Origin of the sequence: Curtobacterium flaccumfaciens, from assembly GCF_013359815.1 — a bacterium.
In the GTDB taxonomy this organism is placed as follows: domain Bacteria; phylum Actinomycetota; class Actinomycetes; order Actinomycetales; family Microbacteriaceae; genus Curtobacterium; species Curtobacterium flaccumfaciens.
In genome coordinates, this window is the sequence record NZ_JABMCF010000035.1 from 58,552 (window position 1) to 75,569 (window position 17,018).

The 17,018-nt window shown below is 73.0% G+C and carries 20 protein-coding genes and 1 pseudogene; 8 read left to right on the forward strand and 13 right to left on the reverse strand.

The annotated features are described in order from the left end of the window. Positions 1-90 precede the first annotated feature (90 nt). Positions 91-765 carry a PadR family transcriptional regulator gene (locus tag HP445_RS06385; protein WP_111038468.1) on the forward strand — a complete coding sequence of 225 codons (675 nt, stop codon included), beginning with the start codon at positions 91-93 and terminating at the stop codon, positions 763-765. Positions 766-879: 114 nt separating this feature from the next. Here the strand turns inward: HP445_RS06385 and HP445_RS06390 are convergent, their stop codons facing one another. Next, entirely contained in the window at positions 880-1,500 is a 621-nt protein-coding gene (locus HP445_RS06390; protein WP_241660398.1) for an alpha/beta hydrolase, read from the reverse strand. A 73-nt stretch (positions 1,501-1,573) separates the two neighbouring features. Here HP445_RS06390 and HP445_RS06395 point away from each other — a divergent pair, with 73 nt between their 5' ends. Next, positions 1,574-2,116, forward strand: a complete 543-nt coding sequence (locus HP445_RS06395; RefSeq protein WP_071406188.1) for an NUDIX hydrolase family protein — start codon at positions 1,574-1,576, stop codon at positions 2,114-2,116. A gap of 68 nt (positions 2,117-2,184) precedes the next feature. Here HP445_RS06395 and HP445_RS06400 read toward each other — a convergent pair whose 3' ends face one another. Further along, a complete protein-coding gene (locus HP445_RS06400) occupies positions 2,185-2,388 on the reverse strand; it encodes a CsbD family protein (protein ID WP_111023260.1) in 204 nt (67 codons plus the stop codon). A gap of 264 nt (positions 2,389-2,652) precedes the next feature. Further along, positions 2,653-4,263 carry a DEAD/DEAH box helicase gene (locus HP445_RS06405; RefSeq protein WP_128780439.1) on the reverse strand — a complete coding sequence of 537 codons (1,611 nt, stop codon included), beginning with the start codon at positions 4,261-4,263 and terminating at the stop codon, positions 2,653-2,655. A gap of 294 nt (positions 4,264-4,557) precedes the next feature. Here HP445_RS06405 and HP445_RS06410 point away from each other — a divergent pair, with 294 nt between their 5' ends. Continuing rightward, the gene (locus HP445_RS06410) at positions 4,558-5,385 is read left to right on the forward strand and encodes an endo alpha-1,4 polygalactosaminidase (RefSeq protein WP_217499777.1); all 828 of its coding nucleotides are present in this window, start codon (positions 4,558-4,560) and stop codon (positions 5,383-5,385) included. Between the two features lie 22 nt (positions 5,386-5,407). Here HP445_RS06410 and HP445_RS06415 read toward each other — a convergent pair whose 3' ends face one another. The 4 genes from HP445_RS06415 to HP445_RS06430 all read right to left on the reverse strand — a co-directional run bounded on the left by HP445_RS06415 (position 5,408) and on the right by HP445_RS06430 (position 7,673). Next, the gene (locus HP445_RS06415) at positions 5,408-5,767 is read right to left on the reverse strand and encodes a GntR family transcriptional regulator (protein WP_035809483.1); all 360 of its coding nucleotides are present in this window, start codon (positions 5,765-5,767) and stop codon (positions 5,408-5,410) included. Between the two features lie 10 nt (positions 5,768-5,777). Further along, entirely contained in the window at positions 5,778-6,350 is a 573-nt protein-coding gene (locus HP445_RS06420) for a DUF1684 domain-containing protein (RefSeq protein ID WP_128780627.1), read from the reverse strand. Positions 6,351-6,482: 132 nt separating this feature from the next. After that, positions 6,483-6,965 (reverse strand): hypothetical protein, encoded by a 483-nt coding sequence (locus tag HP445_RS06425; RefSeq protein WP_128780441.1) that lies wholly within the window; start codon positions 6,963-6,965, stop codon positions 6,483-6,485. A gap of 69 nt (positions 6,966-7,034) precedes the next feature. Next, positions 7,035-7,673 carry a GNAT family N-acetyltransferase gene (locus HP445_RS06430; RefSeq protein ID WP_071406184.1) on the reverse strand — a complete coding sequence of 213 codons (639 nt, stop codon included), beginning with the start codon at positions 7,671-7,673 and terminating at the stop codon, positions 7,035-7,037. A 91-nt stretch (positions 7,674-7,764) separates the two neighbouring features. On the opposite strand from HP445_RS06430, the gene HP445_RS06435 reads away from it, so the two are divergent. Next, entirely contained in the window at positions 7,765-8,370 is a 606-nt protein-coding gene (locus HP445_RS06435; protein ID WP_217499759.1) for a hypothetical protein, read from the forward strand. Between the two features lie 36 nt (positions 8,371-8,406). After that, positions 8,407-8,715, forward strand: a pseudogene (locus HP445_RS06440) (DUF427 domain-containing protein); the annotation flags it as partial. 29 nt (positions 8,716-8,744) lie between these two features. Here the strand turns inward: HP445_RS06440 and HP445_RS06445 are convergent. The 6 genes from HP445_RS06445 to HP445_RS06470 all read right to left on the reverse strand — a co-directional run bounded on the left by HP445_RS06445 (position 8,745) and on the right by HP445_RS06470 (position 14,213). Next, the gene (locus HP445_RS06445; RefSeq protein WP_111028954.1) at positions 8,745-10,004 is read right to left on the reverse strand and encodes an Nramp family divalent metal transporter; all 1,260 of its coding nucleotides are present in this window, start codon (positions 10,002-10,004) and stop codon (positions 8,745-8,747) included. Between the two features lie 286 nt (positions 10,005-10,290). After that, entirely contained in the window at positions 10,291-10,986 is a 696-nt protein-coding gene (locus tag HP445_RS06450) for a CGNR zinc finger domain-containing protein (RefSeq protein WP_027466753.1), read from the reverse strand. Between the two features lie 47 nt (positions 10,987-11,033). Then, the gene (locus HP445_RS06455; RefSeq protein WP_128780442.1) at positions 11,034-11,525 is read right to left on the reverse strand and encodes a SprT-like domain-containing protein; all 492 of its coding nucleotides are present in this window, start codon (positions 11,523-11,525) and stop codon (positions 11,034-11,036) included. Then, entirely contained in the window at positions 11,522-12,352 is an 831-nt protein-coding gene (locus HP445_RS06460; RefSeq protein ID WP_128780443.1) for a hypothetical protein, read from the reverse strand. The genes HP445_RS06455 and HP445_RS06460 overlap by 4 nt, the downstream gene beginning before the upstream one ends. A gap of 141 nt (positions 12,353-12,493) precedes the next feature. Next, a complete protein-coding gene (locus HP445_RS06465) occupies positions 12,494-13,264 on the reverse strand; it encodes a DUF308 domain-containing protein (protein ID WP_128780444.1) in 771 nt (256 codons plus the stop codon). Between the two features lie 106 nt (positions 13,265-13,370). Next, entirely contained in the window at positions 13,371-14,213 is an 843-nt protein-coding gene (locus tag HP445_RS06470; protein ID WP_128780445.1) for a spermidine synthase, read from the reverse strand. Positions 14,214-14,343: 130 nt separating this feature from the next. On the opposite strand from HP445_RS06470, the gene HP445_RS06475 reads away from it, so the two are divergent. Genes HP445_RS06475 through HP445_RS06485 form a run of 3 tightly spaced genes read left to right on the forward strand, consistent with a single transcriptional unit; the run spans position 14,344 to position 16,732 of the window. Continuing rightward, positions 14,344-14,865 (forward strand): hypothetical protein, encoded by a 522-nt coding sequence (locus HP445_RS06475; RefSeq protein WP_110863234.1) that lies wholly within the window; start codon positions 14,344-14,346, stop codon positions 14,863-14,865. Beyond that, complete coding sequence (locus HP445_RS06480; protein WP_128780446.1) at positions 14,862-16,052, forward strand: sensor histidine kinase; 1,191 nt, start codon at positions 14,862-14,864, stop codon at positions 16,050-16,052. The genes HP445_RS06475 and HP445_RS06480 overlap by 4 nt, the downstream gene beginning before the upstream one ends. Then, the gene (locus HP445_RS06485) at positions 16,049-16,732 is read left to right on the forward strand and encodes a response regulator transcription factor (RefSeq protein ID WP_128780447.1); all 684 of its coding nucleotides are present in this window, start codon (positions 16,049-16,051) and stop codon (positions 16,730-16,732) included. Before HP445_RS06480 ends, HP445_RS06485 begins: the two co-directional genes overlap by 4 nt. Positions 16,733-17,018: the final 286 nt, after the last annotated feature.

A 17,018-nucleotide genomic window follows, 5' to 3' on the forward strand; every position in this document is an offset into this window, starting at 1 on the left:
TACCGATCTATCGTAAACGCATCGCGATACGACGAAGACGATCAGGTCAGACCGATCGCGAGCCGACTCAGCACGACGAAAGGACTCCTCATGCGCCCCTCGTATGACGACAACAGCAACACGTCCCCCCGCGACCAGCGCGGGTTCGGCCCGCGCGGCCCCCGCTTCGGCGGCGCGCGGCAGCACCACGGCGCCGGCTTCCCCGGCCGTGACCGCGGTGACCACGACCACGGCGGCCGCGGCTTCGGTGGCCGCGGGTTCGGCCCCGGCTTCGGCCCGGGCATGGGCTTCGGCCCCGGTTTCGGCGGGCCCGGCTTCGGCCGCGAACGCCGTCGCCGCGGTGACGTCCGCCTCGCGATCCTCGGTCTGCTGGCCGAGGGCCCGCAGAACGGGTACGCCGTGATCAAGACCATCGCCGAGCGCACCGGCGGCGCCTGGAAGCCGAGCCCCGGCTCGGTCTACCCGACGCTCCAGCAGCTCGTCGACGAAGACCTCGTGGTCTCGTCGGGCGACGGCCGCAAGACGCTCTTCGAGCTCACCGACGCCGGCAAGGCCGAGACCGAGGCCAAGGCCGACGAGATTGCTGCGGCACTCGACGGGGCCCCGGGCATCCCGGACGCCCAGCGCGAGTTCTTCGAGGCGCTGCGGAAGACCATGGGCGTCCTGCAGATGTACCGCAGCACCGCGACCGAGGAACAGGCCAAGGCCGCCACGGCCAAGGTGGACCAGCTCCGCAAGGACCTGCTCCAGATCCTCGCCGACTGACGGACAGGAGGCCCGGTGCCAGCTGGCACCGGGCCTCCAGTCCGTCCGCACATCGTGAGCACGAATGGTCGGGTCCGCACCTCGGACCCGACCATTCGTGCTCACCAAGCGCGCCTACGACGCGTCGATGAACGCCGCGACGTCCGACAGCTCGGCTGCGGACACCGCGTGCGGCAGCCCCTCGTAGGTGCGGTCAGTCACGTCGGTGTGCGCTGCGGCCCACGCCTGCGTCCGGGCGGTGGCCTCGGGCGGGATCACCGGGTCGAGGTCACCGTGCCCCAGGAACACCCGCGGCCGCACGGCCGACACGGCCTCGTCGCGGGAGTCCGTGACGCCCGGCACGACGAAGCCCGACAGCGACACCGCGAACGCGAACGCCGCGGGCCGGGCGCGCAGGAGCTGGAGCGCCATCGAGCCGCCCTGCGAGAACCCGAGCAGCCCGATCCGCGGGTGATCGGCGGCGACGGAGTCGATCCAGTCGAGCACCTCGGCGGTCGCGGCGTCCACCGCCTCGGGCGCAGGGGAGCCGGGCGTGCCGAGCGGGTACCAGCTGAAGCCGGGCCCCCACGGCATCGGCGCCCGGAGCGACGCGACCGTCCACGCGGGCGGCAGTGCGGGGGCGAGGCCGAGCAGGTCGTGCTCGTTCGACCCGACCCCGTGCATCGCCACGAGCAGGGGTGTGCCCCGCCGGTCCGAGGTACTTCGGGTCCACTGCACCAGGTCCGCATCGATCATGTGGACAACGCTAACCATCCCCAACTCCCGCGCCTTCCGCCGAACTCGCCGCCGTCCCTGGTAGACACGGTGCATGTCCTCGCTGCGCACCCCCGATCCCGACTCCGGCTGGCTGTCCGACGAGGAGCTCGCGAACGTCCGCCGTCGTCTGCCGATCTGCTACGTCGAGGCGGTCCCCGTCCGCACCGACGGCCTCGGCGTCGTGACCGAGGTCGGCGTGCTGCTGCGTGTCTCCCCGAGCGGTTCGATCGCCCGCACCCTGGTGTCCGGCCGTGTGATGTTCGGCGAGTCGATCCGCACCGCGCTGTTCCGCCACCTCGAGAAGGACCTCGGGCCGATGGCGTTCCCGCAGCTGCCCTCGAGTCCGACGCCGTTCACCGTGGCCGAGTACTTCCCGCTGCCCGGCGCCTCGGTGTACACCGACGAGCGGCAGCACGCGATCTCGCTGGCGTACGTCGTCCCCGTCACGGGGACGTGCGAGCCCCGGCAGGACGCCCTCGAGCTCACGTGGATGACCCCGATGGAAGCCGCGTCCGACGCCGTCGCCGACGAGATGGAAGGCGGCCGTGGCGCACTGCTCCGCGCCGGCCTCGCATCGGTCGGCGCCCTGCACTAGCCCGCGCACGACGAAGCCCCCGGATCCGATCGGATCCGGGGGCTTCGCAGCGCGGTTGCGAACCGGCTTCAGTGCTTGTCGTCCTTGAAGCTGTCGGCGACGCCGTGCGCGGCGTCCTTGACGTCGGTGACGCCCTGCTTCGCCGAGGCCTTGCCCTGGTCGGTCTGGCCTTCGGCCTTCAGGCGGTCGTTGTCGGTCGCGTTCCCGACGGCTTCCTTGACCTTGCCTGCCGCCTTCTCAGCGGCGTTCTTGATGTCATCGATGCCAGCCATAGGCACTCCTTCCAGAAGCGGACGTGTTCCCCGTCAGCCGCTTGCGCGGCATCCGGTGAAGCAGACCGTACGCCCGGTGGAGTACCCCACCCCCAGCCGCCGCCAAGGTTCGCCCGAGCCCGGACGCAGAACACCGGTGTTCACGGATCACACCCCGGGATGCGGGGGTTCGAAACGTGGACACCGGTGTCTTGCGGGCATCGACGCGCTCAGGCCGACGGGGTCAGGCCGAGCGGGTCAGACCGCGCGGGTCAAGCGCGCAGGTCAGTGGCGGTCGGCAGCGCCGGCCGGACGGGAGGCGCGGCGCGAGCCACCACGGCGGTTGCCGCCCGACTCGTTGCCGGACCGACCCGCGGCGTAGCCGCCCTCGGACGACCAGACGGCCGACGAGCCGCCGCGCACGACGTCGCTGCTGCCCGAGCGACGGTTGCCGCCGCTGCGGCGACCACCGGTCGAACCGGCGGCCGCGGCACCGGAGCGCCCGGCACCATCGGCCCGTGCGCCACGAGCCGGACGGCCCTGACGGCCCCCGGCCGAACCGGCGGACTCGCCAGCCGAGCCGGAACGCGCGGGCTGCGCCGCGCCTCCTGACCGACCGCCGCGACCACGGCGACGACCGCCGCCGTCACCGGCGGACTCGGCCGAGCGCTGCTTGGGCTGACGCTGCTGGGTGGGCTGCTCCTCGGCCACGTGGCGGATCGGAGCGACCTCGCCGACGAGCGCGGTGACGGCCGGGGAGGTCGCCGAGACGTGCTGCGGGGTGACCTTGATCGCGGCTGCACGCATCATCTGCGCGACGTCGCGACGCTCGGCGGGCATCGTCACCGTGACGACGTCACCGGACGAACCGGCACGCGCCGTGCGTCCAGAGCGGTGCAGGTAGGCCTTGTGCTCGGTGGGCGGGTCGACGTGCACGACGAGCTCGACGTTGTCGACGTGCACACCGCGGGCGGCGACGTCGGTGGCGACGAGCACGAGGGCCTCACCGGAGGAGAACTTCGCGAGGTTGCGCTCACGGGCGCCCTGCGACAGGTTGCCCTGCAGGTCGACGGCCGGGATCCCCTGGCTGCTGAGCTGCTTGGCGAGGCGCTTGGCGTGGTGCTTCGTGCGCATGAAGAGGATGCGGCGACCGTTGCCCGAGGCGAGGGCGCTCACGAGGTGCTTCTTCGCGTCGGCGTCGGCGACCTCGAACAGGTGGTGGGTCATCGCCTCGACGGGGCTGTTCGCCTCGTCGACGGAGTGCATCACCGGGTTGTGCAGGAACTTCTTGACGAGCTTGTCCACGCCGTTGTCGAGCGTGGCGGAGAACAGCAGTCGCTGCCCGTTCTCGGGCGTCGCCTGCATGATCTTGGTGACGCCGGGCAGGAAGCCCATGTCGGCCATGTGGTCGGCCTCGTCGAGGACGGTGACCTCGATGTCGCCCAGGTTCACGTGACCCTGCTGCATGAGGTCGGCGAGGCGACCCGGGCAGGCGACCACGACGTCGACGCCGCCGCGCAGGGCGTCGACCTGACGACCCTGACCGACGCCACCGAAGATGGTCGTGGTGTTGAGGCCCATGGCCTTGGCGAGCGGGGCGAGGGCGACGTCGATCTGCGTCGCGAGCTCACGCGTCGGTGCGAGCACCAGGGCGCGGGGGCGGCCGGCGCGGCGCTTGCGGCCGCTGGCGGCGAGGCGGGCGACGAGCGGGATCGCGAAGGCGATGGTCTTGCCGGAGCCGGTGCGGCCGCGGCCGAGGACGTCCTTGCCCTGCAGGGAGTCCGGGAGGGTGTCCGCCTGGATGGGGAACGCCATGTCCTTGCCCTGGTCGGCGAGGACGGAGACCATCGGCGCGGGGACGCCGAGGTCGGAGAAACGGATGTCTTCGGTGGTCATGGTGACCTTTCGAGCCGGAGCAGTCCGGCTGTGGGCGCGCTCTGAGGCAGCGCGCGGGCGGGATGCGCGCCAACGGATGTGGCTGGCGCAGTCGCCGCAGCAGAGAAGCCTGGGCACCTTCGTGAGGTGCTCGATCATCGACCAGAGTCCGGAGACAGGTGGTCGGGAGTTCGGGGCGTCCGTACGACGCACGAGGCGATCGGCGCCTCGAGTACGACCAGCATAGCGTGCACATCCCCGGAACAGCGAGGGCGGGGTCGTTCGCCCTGCGCGTGCGAGGATTCCGGGGTGCGCATGCGATCCGTCCTGTTGACCACCGCGATGGCCCTGGTGGCCGTCCTCGGCACGGCCGGCTGCGCCGAGGCCGCCACGACCAGCGCGGCCGCGAGCTACCGCAACCTGCCGACCTCGGGTCGCGTGGACTACCAGCTCGGCGGCGGGTACACCCCGCCCTCCGGCGTGACGATCGTCGAGCGCGACAGCACCGACCGCCCCGCGAAGGGCAAGTACAACATCTGCTACGTCAACGGGTTCCAGACGCAGCCCGAGGCCGCCCGCACGTGGAAGAAGTCGTACCCGTCGGCGATCCTCCGCGACCGCGCGGGCAAGCCGGTCTCGGACCCGGGGTGGCCGGACGAGATGCTCCTCGACACCCGGACCGCGGCCAAGCGTGCCCTGATCACGAAGGTGCTCGCGAAGACCGTCGCCCGCTGCGGTGACCGCGGGTTCGACGCGGTGGAGTTCGACAACCTCGACTCGTGGACCCGGAGCGGCAAGCGGCTCACCCGTGCCGGCAACCTGGCGCTCGCGAAGTCGCTCGTCGCCAAGGGGCACCGGCACGGCCTGGCCGTCGGACAGAAGAACACGCCGCAGCTCGGGGCGTCCGGCCGGAAGCAGACCGGGTTCGACTTCGTCGTCGCCGAGGAGTGCGTGCAGTACCGGGAGTGCGCCGCGTACACGAAGGCCTACGGCGGGCGGGTCATCGATGTGGAGTACTCGGACACCCTCGAGCGCTCGTGGGGTTCGGTCTGCGGGCTGAAGAGCCGTCCGGCCATGACGATCCTGCGCGACCGCGATCTGGTGACCCCGAAGGACGACGCGTACGTGTACGAGCACTGCTGAGCGCTCGCACCACCCGCGACCGCTACGCCGGCCAGGCCTCGCGCAACGCGGTCGCGGCCTGGTCCGCCGACAGACCCGCCGAGCGCGCCGCGGCGGCCAGGGCACGAGCGGCCTCGGCCACCGCGTCCGGCACCGCTGCCGGCCGCACCACCCGGGTACCGGCGCCCCGCGCGGTGTGCACGAGCCCGGCCTCCTCGAGCAGCTGGTAGGCCTTCGCGACGGTGCCCGCGGCGAGCCCGAGCTCGTCCGCCAGCCCACGGACGCTCGGCAGCCGTTCGCCGTCCACCAGGTACCCGGCGGTGATCTGTGCGGCGATCTGCGATCGGACCTGCTCGAACGGCGGCACGCGGCCACCGACGTCGAGGGCGACGAGTCCTGTCATGCGTTCCACCCTAGAAGTCGTACTGCTCGCCGACGGGGATCGGGACCGGCACGGTGTTGCCCGGAGGCGCGAGCGGGCACGCCCACGCCGGGTCGTACGCGCACGACGGGTTGTAGGCGAAGTTGAAGTCGAGCACGAGCGACCCGAGGTCGTCGCCGCCCAGGTCCGAGCCCTTGATGGTGTCGAGCAGGTAGCGCCCGCCGCCGTAGGTGCCGCGGGCCTTGCCGGCGCTGGCGTCCTTGACGGGGACGAACACCCCGCCCGCGTAGCCGCCGTGCTTCCAGACGTCGAGGGTGCCGACTCCCGGGACCCGCACGAGGCCGATGCGGTCGAAGTGGACGACACCGTCGGTGCCGGTCTCGAAGTCGAACTCGGCAGGCTCCGTGGCCTCGATGCGGACCTGGAACCGCCACGCCGGGTCGTAGTCCGGCACCGGCAGCGACTCGAAGTCGCGGGCGTCCTCGTCGAGCAGCGGCGAGGCGGGGTGCTCCGCGAACATCGCGTCACGGGTCTCGCGCCAGAGCGCGTGTGCCGTCTGGGGGTCCGGGGTGGCGCGGACGCGGCGGTACAGGTCGAACGTCATCCGCCGCCAATCCGTCGTCGCCAGCGTGCTGCGCACGCGGTCGTCGGTCGTCGGCTCCTGGGGGCGCGTCTGGCTCACGTGGTCGAGGCTACGCCCGCTCCGCGGTGGACGGGAGGCCCGACCCGCGTCGCGTCACTCGCCGTCGGTCCGCCAGGTGGGCGCGAGGGCGCGCATCCGGAACGCCCGCCACTGCCAGATGACCCACATGCCGGGCCACAGGGCGAGCCCGAGGACGGCCGGTCGCATCCGGTAGGTCAGGCGGTCGAGCAGCAGGGTCCGGCCACCCGGTGCGGGGACGACGGCCATCCGGTGCGACATCGTCATCCGCCCGAACAACCCGGACGTGCCGCCGCCGTTGTCGCGCTGCACGGGGACTCCCTGGACCTCGTACAGGTCGAGGTCGACGTACGTGTCGCCGCTCGGCACCAGTCCGAAGGCGTCCGCGGTGATCGGGTGCGGATGCCCCGGCTCCCAGCGCTCCGGGAACCCCCGGGGATCACGCGAGCGGTACGCCAGGAACGGCTTCGTCACCGCCACCATCACGGAGGGGGACAGCAGGGCATCGCGCACGGCGTCGACCGGCGCGTCGAGGACGATCCGGAGGCCGACGTGCATGGCGGTGACGCTACGCCCGCGGGCTGGACGGTGCGTCGTGGCGGTGCGAGACGACGCAGCGGGGACGACTCAGGCGTGCCGGGCCGACCGGCGGCGGGACCCCTCGGCGCGGTCGTGCCGCCGGAGCCGCTCGGCCAGTGAGAGCCGCACGGCCGGCCACTCCGACGCGATCACCGAGAACACCACGGTGTCGCGCAGGGTGCCGTCACGGCCGATCGCGTGGTTCCGGAGCACGCCGTCCTGCTTCGCGCCGAGGCCCGCGATGGCCGCCCGGGACTGCAGGTTGTGCCAGTGGGTGCGGAACTCGACCGCGATGCACTGCCAGGCCTCGAACGCGTGCGACAGCATGAGCAGCTTCGACTCGGTGTTGATCCCCGAGCGCTGCGCGGACCGGGCCAGGAACGTGCTGCCGATCTCGACGTGGCGGTTGCCCGGGTCGATGTTCATGAAGGTCGTCGCACCCACCACCCGTCCGGTCGGGCGGTCCCGCACGGCGAAGGGCACCATGCGTCCGGCCTCGTGCTCGGCGAGCCGCCGGTCGATCTCGGCCTCGACCTGTGCCGGGGCGGGCACCGAGGTGTACCAGGTGCGCCACAGATCGCCGTCCGCGACCGCCGCCCGCAGGTCTTCCGCGTGCTCCTGCCCGAGGGGCTCGAGCGTCACACGGTCGCCGGTCAGGGTGGGTACGGGGGCGATCTCCATGACCATGCATCCTAGGGTCGCCGACCCTGGTGGAACCCGGTCGGACAGCGACCCTGTGGAGAGGGACAGCATCGCTCGGACGGCTATCGTGACGGACGTGGCAGAACGCACCCAGGAGAAGTACCAGGTCCGGTTCGCGTGGGGTCCCGGAGGTGCGGCACGGATCGCCCACGGCGCCCACCTGCTCGTCTGGGTCGACGCCCTGCCGCCGACCCCCGATGCCGCAGCACAGCGGCGCGCCCTGCGGAACGTCACCGCCCAGCTGCCGCAGGGTCCGGAGGTCGTGCTCGGCCACCTCGGCAACGCGGCGGCGGTCGCGGAACGGGTGACGGGCCTCCAGGCGGCACGCGGTGACCGGTGCGTCGTCGCGATCGTGGCCGCCGGGCTGCACCACTCCGCAGTCCTCGACGACGCGGCCGAGGCGGCGGGGGAGTCCGTCGACGTCGCCGACGCACCCGACTTCGCCGTCGAGGACCTGCTCGCCGCCGGAGCCGTCGTCGACGCGCTCACCGACGTCGGCATCGACCACACCTCACCCGAGGCCGCTGCGGCCTGCGCGGCGTACACGGGGCTGCGCCGTGCCGTGCGGCACCTGGTCAGCGCGTCCGAGGGAGCCGCCGTCCTGAGCCGTGACGACGTGCACGCGGCGCTCGCCGCGGGGCCGGACCTGCCCGTCCTGCGGGAATCGGGGGAGCGCGCGTAGCGTTCGCCCCGTCACGGAACCAGCGAGCGAAGGAGCAACGCCATGAAGGCAGTCGTCGGCGACACGGTGATCGCGGAGGCCCCCGAAGAGGACCTCATCAAGATCGAGGGCAACTGGTACTTCCCGCCGTCGAGCGTGAAGACCGAGCTCTTCACCGAGAGCCCCACCCAGTACCACTGCCCGTGGAAGGGCGACACCCAGTACTTCACGGTGAACGTCGACGGACAGGCGCTGCAGGACCGCGCGTGGTCGTACCCGACGCCGATCCCGTCGTCGTTCGAGCGCGTCGGCAAGGACTACTCGGGCTACGTCGCGTTCTGGAAGGACGTCCAGGTCGTCGACTGACGACCGGTCGCCCCCTGACCGGCTGCGACTCAGCCGGTCAGGGTGAGCACGACCAGCGCGACGTTGAGCGCCACGATGACCGCCGCGATCACCCACGCCACCACGCGGGTGGTCGCGGCGTTCACGTCGGTCCCCATCACGCTCCGTCGCGACGTGTAGACCACCAGGGGCACGATCGCGAAGGCGATCCCGAAGCTCAGCACCACCTGGCTGACGACGAGCAGCATCGTCGCGTCGATGTTCAGCGCGAGCAGGACGATCGCCGGCACCAGGGTGATCGCGCGCCGGGCCACGAGCGGGATCCGCACGTGCAGCAGGCCCTGCATGATCTCCGCGCCGGCCATGCAGCCCACCGAGGTCGAGGCCAGGCCGGACGCGAGCAGGCCCACGGCGAAGAGCACTCCGACGACCGGGCCGACGTTCTCGGCGATGGCGCGCTGCGCACCGGGGATGGAGTCGGTGCCCTCGACGCCCGGCAGGGTGGCTGCCGCGAGGACGAGCATCGCGATGTTCACCCCGCCCGCGACGATCAGCGCGAGGCCGACGTCCCACCGGGTCGCGACGAGCACCCGGCGACGCTCCGGCCCGGCGGGGACGTCCCCGTGGCGGTCCCGGGCGAGCGCCGAGTGCAGGTACACCGCGTGCGGCATCACGGTGGCGCCGAGCATCGAGGCCGCCAGCAGCACCGACCCGGAGCCCTCGAACCGCGGCACGAGCCCGGCGACCAGGTCGGCCGGGGACACCCGGGCGAACAGCAGCCCGGCACAGAAGCCCACCGTCAGGATCGCGAGCATCGCCGTCACCACGGTCTCGAACAGGCGCGTGCCCCGGCGGCTGTGCAGGGTCAGCAGGAGCATCGAGACGAGCCCGGTGATGATCCCGCCGACCACGAGCGGCAGACCGAAGAGCAGGTAGAGCGCCAGCGCGCCGCCGATGACCTCGGCGATGTCGGTCGCGGCGGCGACGATCTCGGCCTGACCCCAGAACAGCAGGCGCGGGGCGCGCCGCATCCGCAGGCCGAGGTGCTCGGGCAGCGACTTGCCCGTCACCACCCCGAGCTTGGCGGACAGGTACTGCACCACCACGGCGCTGGCGTTCGCTGCCACGAGCACCCAGAGGAGCAGGTACCCGTACTCGGCTCCGGCGGTCAGGTTGGCAGCGACGTTGCCCGGGTCGACGTACGCGATGGCCGCGACGAAGGCCGGTCCGAGCAGGGTGAGCCCGGCTGCGCGGCGACGCGGGGCACCGGATGGGTGCTCGTCGAGCCGGGGGCTGGCAGTGTCGGTCATGCACCGATCCTGCCAGAGAATTCGGCATACCGAATCTTTTTCTTCGTCGTGTCGTGGTGCTCGCCGGTTGCCACTCGTGCGTGCGTGTTTCGGGTGGTCGTGATCGGTCGGCTGGGATGCCGCCAGCCGACGGTTGGTGACCGCTCGGCGGAGGTGAGCGGGGTGTCCTGACCGCTCGCGGAAGGCGGACGGGAGGCCCGTGGCGGCGCGGCCACGCGCCTCCCGGCCGGTGGCTGGTCGCGACTCACCCCCTCCCGGACGACGAGGGGAAGGTGTCAGCTCGTGGTCACTCCGCGGCGCGGCGGGCGCGGTGCGCCCGGACCTTCGCCCGGTTGCCGCACCGCTGCATCGAGCACCAGCGTCGGGTCCCACCGCGCGACGAGTCGTAGAACACCAGGCCGCAGTCCTCGGCCGAGCACCGGCTCAGCCGCGTCGGCCGGCCGTCGGCCTCGACGTCGTCGAAGCCGACCTCGGTGAAGAGCGCGACGGCGTCGCGCGCGACGCTCGACAGGGCCTGCGCCAGGCGGACCCGGTTGGCTCCGGCGCGGCGTCGGCCACCCGGGAGGCTCGGGGGCACGTCCGGCAGGGCGGCGAACAGGTTGACGGTGTCGATGTCGTCGGGCGCGGGGCGCGTGCGGCCGGCCCCGGCACGCAGGCCCGCCGCCACGGCGGTGCGTTCCGCGGCGGTGCTCGCCGGCGCGGGGGCGGCGGCCACGGCGAGCCGGGCGATCGCGGCACGCAGGGCCCGGGCGTCCTGCAGCTCGCGGGCGCTGGCACCGACGTCGATCGGCTCGGTGTGCTCGCTGAGCCACTCGTCCAGGTCGGCCGGGCTCGCGAGCAGCTCCCCGAGCTGCGATCGCGGTCGGCGTCCGGTGGGGTCGTCGGCGAAGCCACCCGTGTGCGCGAAGTCGAGCGCGATCCGTCCGGCGTCGAAGAACCAGGAGGAACCGGCGTCCGTGCGGATGTGCTGCCCCGTGTGCATCCGCCCAGGCTAACGGGTTACCGGCGCGCCTCCGTGCGTCGGGACCCTCATGCGGTAGTCGACGCCATCGTGGCCGCGTCGTCGTCCGCGGTCCGGCGCCGCCAGGTGATGACGTTCCGGGCGTCGAACCGCCGGGAACAGCGGGCGCAGGCCAGGGGACGGGTGGGCGTGCGGTACCGGAAGTGCTCGTGCCCGGCGGGGCAGGTGCCGATCCAGGGGGCGAGCTCGCTGGCGATCGGCCCGTCGTGCAGCCGGGAGCCGGTGTACCCGATCGCCGCGGCCGTGCGCTTCCACTTCGGTCCGTGTGCCGCCCGGGCGCCGGCGAGGGCGTGCGCGACCTCGTGCAGCAGGACCTGCTCGACGTCGTCGTCGGAGAACCGGGTGGCCAGGTGGCGGCTCACCGTGATCCGCTTCCGTGCGAAGTCGCACTGCCCGGCGCGGATCTTGGCGTGGTCGAAGCCGAACGCCCACGTGCCGGCACCGAGGTGTTCGGCGATGAGCGCTTCGGCGCGGAGCCGGACGGTCTCGAGCGCGGTCACTGGTCGGCGCGCGGGTCGGCCTGGCCCTTCTTCGCTGCCCGGGCCGCGATCCGGCCCCAGATGTCGTCGGCCTCGGTCCGTGCGGCGTCGGGCGCGCCGAGCACGCGGCGGCGGATCGGCGGGACCTGCTTCACCGGCTCGGCGACGCGGGTGGTGGGTTCCTCGTCCTCGGCACGGCGGGCGGCGACCTCGCGGGCGGTCCGTGGCTTGTCGGACGGTTCCGCCGGGTTCGTGATCGAGGCCCGCATGGCGGCTTCGACCGCGGTGCGCAACGCGTCGGTGCGCTCGGACGGCGCTCCGGCCTGTCGGAAGGCCTGGTACGCCCGCGACAGGGCGGCGCGGGCCTCGTCGAAGCGGTCGTTCTCGAACAGCGACCAGCCCTCGATCTCGGCTGCGGCGCCCTCGAGTTCGGGCCACTCCTCGGTGGCGGCGGTGTCGCGGGCCATGGCGGCCTCGGTGGCGGCGCGGTCGTGCCGCCCGAGGTCGTGCAGGACGTGCGCACGACGGATCCGCGCGGCGACCTTGTCCTGGCGCTCCCCGGTGAACATGGCGAGGCGGAACACCTCTTCCGCGATGACGAGCGACTCGTCCAGTCGACCGAGCAGGCGGAGGAGTTCGGCCCGTTCGGCGAGGGCGTCGGTGCTGCGGCTCTGGCCGAGGTCACGGAGCCGCTGGTGCACGGCGTCGACGTCGACCGCGGGTCGCAGGCTGATGGGCGCGAAGGTGCTGCCCGGGCTGACTCCGGCCGTCACGGGAGCCGCGTGGCGCGGTTCACGGGAACGGTCGGACAGGTCGGGCTGCTGGCGGTCGTCGGGCGGGAGGGACATCGGTTCGAGGGTAGCCGCGGTCTCCCGGGAGCGGTCGGTGCGACGCGCTCAGGTTGCGCGGGTGCGGCCGTCCGCGCGTGCCCCCGTGGACGGCGAACGGCCCGCCGTGCCGGAGCACGACGGGCCGTTCCGAGTGGTCGATCAGGAGTTGGCGGCCACCGCGGCGGCAGCGGCCACGCCGACGTAGGTGACCAGCGTCGCGATCGTGGCCACGACGGCCAGGATGATCGCGAAGATGCCCCAGCCGCGACCACGCTTGGTCACGGCGGCGATGATGCCCTGCACGAGCGCCCAGAGCCCGAGGACCGCGGCGACGCCGGCGATCACCGCACCGACACCGATCTGCGAGATGACGGCCGGGTCGTTCATGAGCTGACGCTGCAGCTCCTGCTGGTCCGGGGTGGCACCGCTGCTCGGTACGAGGTTGTTGATCGCGTCGCTGTTGGCGAGCGCCGACCCCATCACGTACCCGCCGATGACGCCGATGACGAGCGCGGCGAGTCCGAGGAAGAACGCCACGACACCGAGGGTCTTCTTCTTGGGCTTCGGCTCGTCGTGGCTCTGCCAGGCCGGAGCACCGGCGTGCGCGGGCGCGGCGGCGTACGGCTGCTGGTCGTGGTGCTGGTCGTGGCGCTGCTGGTCGTTCCAGCTCGGCGTGCTCGACGGCTGGCCGTACTGCTGCTCGCCGTTCGGCTGCCCGTACTGCTGCTGGCCCTGTCCGGACTGCTGCCCGTACTGCTGCTGGCCCTGCCCGTACTGCTCGCCGTACTGCGGGGTCGAGGTCGGCGCCGGGTCCACCCGCTCGCCGTACCGCGGGGCCTCGGCGTCGGGCTGCTGCTGCGGGGCATCGCCCCAGCGCGGCGCCTGGCCGTCGCCCGTCCGGTCCTGGTCGTTCCGGTCGTCGTTCGTCATCAGGGTTCCCATCGCTCGGTCGCGCACCTGCGCGGTCGTTCAGACCATCCTGACAGCCGGACCCGCCGAGTGTCCGAAGTCCGTCCCCGGCGACGCCGCGCGGGCATCAGCCCCCGAACACGCTCCGGTTCGGCTCCGGCGACGCGACCGCCGTCTGGTCGGTGACGATCGGCGCCCCGGCGATGAACGCCCTGAGCTCCGCACCGTGCACGACCTTTGCCGGCATCGGGTCGGACGAGTACCGCCTCGGCATGTCCGCCACCGGCAGGTCGGTCGGCGACCCGAGCAGCACGATGTTCCCGAACCGCCGGCCCTTGAGCATGCCGGTGTCCGCGACCGCGGCGACCGACGGCAGCACCGACTGCAGCGTCGACGCCTGCCCGCGGGCGAAGGCCAACCCGGCGCCGTCGGCCACGTTCACCGCGACGATGCCCGTCGGCGACAGGAACGCGGCGACCTCGCGGTAGAACTCGACACTCGTCACGTGGGCGGGGATCTGCGAACCGCCGAAGACGTCCACCACCGCCAGGTCCACGGTGCCGCGGAGTCCGGCGGGCAGCTTGCCGAGGACCTCCCGGGCGTCGCCGTACCGCACCCGGATCGAGGCACCGCGGGGGAACGGCAGCGCCTCGCGCACGTGCTCGACCAGGTCGCGCTCGAGCTCGACCACCTGCTGCCGCGAACCCGGACGGGTCACCGCGACGTAGCGGGGCAGGGTGAGGGCGCCGGCGCCCAGGTGCAGTGCCGTGATCGGGCCGTCCGGCAGCAGGTCGATCGCGTGCCCGATCCGCCGGATGTACTCGAACGCCAGGTGGGTCGGGTCCTCGAGGTCCACGTGCGACTGCGGGGTACCGTCCACCACCAGGGTGAAGGACCCCGGTCGGTGCCGGTCCGGCTCCACCACCGAGTACCCCGCACCGATCCGGAACCCGTCGAACGCATCAGCCATGCCGTCAATGGAACACCACCGCGATCACCACCCGCGTCCCCACCCCTGGTTGGTGTGCCCGCGGAGCGCCCGGAACGAGGCTGATGTCACCGGTCGGAACACTCCGCCGGACCACCTCGAAAGGCACACCATGTCGGTCCAGCTCCTCGCGAACGTGCTCATCGGCCTCGCCCTCGTCGCCTTCCTGGCGTACCGGCAGGCGACCTGGCGGTCCCTCGACCCGGCGCGCATCTGGCGGGGACCGCTCGTGATGGCGATCGTCGGCGTGGTCGTCCTCGCACAGACCACGGCGACCGTCACCACCACCGACGTCGTGTTCCTCGGCCTCGAGGCCCTGCTCACCGTCGGCGTCGGCCTGGCGATGGGGGCCATGACCCGGTTCCGCACCGTCACGACGCCGGACGCCAAGGGCCGCACCCTGCAGTCCCGCACCGGGTGGCTCGGCGCCGCGCTCTGGATCGTCCTGATCGCCGCCCGCGTCGGGCTCGACGTCCTCGGCGGCCACCTCGGTGCGCACCTGCTCACCTCGACCGGCACGATCCTGCTCGTGCTCGCCCTGAACCGCGCCGCTCGTGCCCTGGTCGTCGACCAGCGCATCCCCCGCGGCGGCGACCGGTCGGCGGCCGCCCGCCGCGGCATGATGGTGCGGTGAGCCTGCCGACCGACCCGGACCGGACCGACCCCGCCGGGGTCCGGTCCGCCTCGGTGCTCTCCTGGGGACTCAACGCCGTCGGGATCGCCGTGGTCGCCTTCTGGTTCGTGCGGAACGGCCTCCTGCTCCACCACCCCGCGTGGGTCTGGGCCGTCGGGGCCGTGGCGCTCGCCGCCTGGGCCGTCCGCGAAGGGGCACGCACGCCCCGCGTCCTCGTCGCCGCAGCCGGCGTGATGATCGCCGCCGGATCGCTCGCCGTGGTGCCGACCGACTCGCTGCTGGTGGTCCCGGTGATCGTCGGGCTCGTCATCCTCGGCGCGGACCTGCGTCTGCCGGTCTGGACGGCCGCGGTCGCCGCGCTGGCCGCCGTCGTGGTGGTGGCCGTCACCGCGACGCTCGAGCAGACGTCGGTGCAGTTCGTCCTCGGCGTGAGCGGCGGGCTGCTGCTCGGCGTGCTCGTCGGCTTCAGTCGTCGGCAGGTCCGGATCACGACGGCGCAGGCTCGCGAGACCGAGCGGCAGCAGCAGCGCGCACGGCTCCTCGCCGACCGGTCGCGGGCGTCCCGGGACATCCACGACGTCCTCGCCCACTCGCTCGGCGGCCTGGTCCTGCAGCTCGACGCGGTCGAGGCCCTGCTCGAGGCCGGCCGCGTCGACGAGGCCACCCGCCGAGCCGGCGAGGCTCGCGCGCTGGCCGCGGACGGCCTGGCCGAGGCACGGCGTGCGGTGCACGCGCTCCGCGACGAACCGCAGCCCGGCCAGCCGGAGCCGACCCGTGCCTCCAGTCCGTCCGCCGACCACGCGTCGGGCCTGACGGCCCTGCTCGACGCGCACCGCTCGTTCGGCGGCGAGGTCGTCGTGCAGGGAGACGCGACCCTCGCGGTCCTCGACGACGCCCACCGTGCCGCCGTGGTCCAGGTCGTCCGGGAGGCCCTCAGCAACGCCCGCAGGCACGCTCCCGGCCGCCCCGTGTCCCTGTCCGTGATCCGGGACGGCGACGCCGTGGACGTCGTCGTGGCCAACCCGTTGCCGAGCGGCGGGCAGGGGGTGCTCGGGATGCGCGAGCGGTTCGCGGAACTCGGCAGCGAGGCCACGGTGGAGGCCGAGCGTTCCGACGACGAGTTCGTCGTCGCCATGCACCTGCCCGTCGACGTCCGGGCTCCGGTCGCCGAGGACGACCGCTCGTGACGATCCGGGTGCTCGTGGTCGACGACCAGGCCATCGTCCGCGACGGCCTGGTGACGGTGCTGTCGCTCGTGCCCGACCTGCAGGTCGTCGGGCAGGCGGCCGACGGCGCCGAGGCGATCGACGCCGTCGACCGGCACGTGCCCGACGTCGTCCTGATGGACCTGCGGATGCCGGGCGTGGACGGACCGACCGCCACGGCGCGGATCGTCGCCGAGCACCCCGGGGTCGCGGTCCTGGTGCTGACGACCTACGCCGACGACGACTCCATCACCACCGCGCTGCGGGCGGGAGCCCGCGGCTACCTGACGAAGGACGCCGGACGGGCGGAGATCGCGACCGCGGTGCGTGCGGTGGCCGCCGGGCAGTCGACCTTCGACGCGACCGTGGGGGCGCGGCTGGTGGCGCGCCTCGCCGGTGGTGCCGGTGCAGGTGCCGGTGTCGCTGCTGGTTCCGAGGCGCCTGCGTCACCCGATCCCGGTCCGTCGCTCGGTGCTCGGTTCCCGGACCTCACCCCGCGCGAAGTGGACGTCCTCGAGCGGATCGCGGACGGCCGGACGAACCCGCAGATCGCTGCCGAGCTGTTCCTGACGGTGCCCACCGTGAAGTCGTACGTGAACCAGGTGTTCGCGAAGCTCGGGGTCCGGACCCGCGCCGAGGCCGTCGCCCGCGTCCTGCGCTGACCGTCCGCAGCACCCCGTCATCCCCGGGCGACGCACTGCGGACACGTGAATGCGTACACATGGACGACCAGCGGACGCCAAGACTCGTTGCGTACCGTTGATGCCTGTCGTCACGACGCCAGAGCGTCGATGCGTGTGTGCCCCACACTCCACGCGTCCGCCCGGACACCGTGACCACGACGTGCCCGCGAGCGCCCCCACCGCTCGAGCGTGCGCGCCGTCGGCGTGCTGCTGCGCGCCACCCCTCCGGCCACCCGCGCGCGCTGGCCGTCGAACGCACCGCACC

What these genes read in the sequence shown, in the direction of transcription:
- HP445_RS06385 (WP_111038468.1), top strand. Translation starts at nt 91, where the DNA reads ATGCGCCCCTCGTATGACGACAACAGCAACACGTCCCCCCGCGACCAG.
- HP445_RS06390 (WP_241660398.1), bottom strand. Translation starts at nt 1,500, where the DNA reads ATGATCGATGCGGACCTGGTGCAGTGGACCCGAAGTACCTCGGACCGG.
- HP445_RS06395 (WP_071406188.1), top strand. Translation starts at nt 1,574, where the DNA reads ATGTCCTCGCTGCGCACCCCCGATCCCGACTCCGGCTGGCTGTCCGAC.
- HP445_RS06400 (WP_111023260.1), bottom strand. Translation starts at nt 2,388, where the DNA reads ATGGCTGGCATCGATGACATCAAGAACGCCGCTGAGAAGGCGGCAGGC.
- HP445_RS06405 (WP_128780439.1), bottom strand. Translation starts at nt 4,263, where the DNA reads ATGACCACCGAAGACATCCGTTTCTCCGACCTCGGCGTCCCCGCGCCG.
- HP445_RS06410 (WP_217499777.1), top strand. Translation starts at nt 4,558, where the DNA reads ATGCGATCCGTCCTGTTGACCACCGCGATGGCCCTGGTGGCCGTCCTC.
- HP445_RS06415 (WP_035809483.1), bottom strand. Translation starts at nt 5,767, where the DNA reads ATGACAGGACTCGTCGCCCTCGACGTCGGTGGCCGCGTGCCGCCGTTC.
- HP445_RS06420 (WP_128780627.1), bottom strand. Translation starts at nt 6,350, where the DNA reads ATGACGTTCGACCTGTACCGCCGCGTCCGCGCCACCCCGGACCCCCAG.
- HP445_RS06425 (WP_128780441.1), bottom strand. Translation starts at nt 6,965, where the DNA reads ATGCACGTCGGCCTCCGGATCGTCCTCGACGCGCCGGTCGACGCCGTG.
- HP445_RS06430 (WP_071406184.1), bottom strand. Translation starts at nt 7,673, where the DNA reads ATGGTCATGGAGATCGCCCCCGTACCCACCCTGACCGGCGACCGTGTG.
- HP445_RS06445 (WP_111028954.1), bottom strand. Translation starts at nt 10,004, where the DNA reads ATGACCGACACTGCCAGCCCCCGGCTCGACGAGCACCCATCCGGTGCC.
- HP445_RS06450 (WP_027466753.1), bottom strand. Translation starts at nt 10,986, where the DNA reads ATGCACACGGGGCAGCACATCCGCACGGACGCCGGTTCCTCCTGGTTC.
- HP445_RS06460 (WP_128780443.1), bottom strand. Translation starts at nt 12,352, where the DNA reads ATGTCCCTCCCGCCCGACGACCGCCAGCAGCCCGACCTGTCCGACCGT.
- HP445_RS06465 (WP_128780444.1), bottom strand. Translation starts at nt 13,264, where the DNA reads ATGACGAACGACGACCGGAACGACCAGGACCGGACGGGCGACGGCCAG.
- HP445_RS06470 (WP_128780445.1), bottom strand. Translation starts at nt 14,213, where the DNA reads ATGGCTGATGCGTTCGACGGGTTCCGGATCGGTGCGGGGTACTCGGTG.
- HP445_RS06475 (WP_110863234.1), top strand. Translation starts at nt 14,344, where the DNA reads ATGTCGGTCCAGCTCCTCGCGAACGTGCTCATCGGCCTCGCCCTCGTC.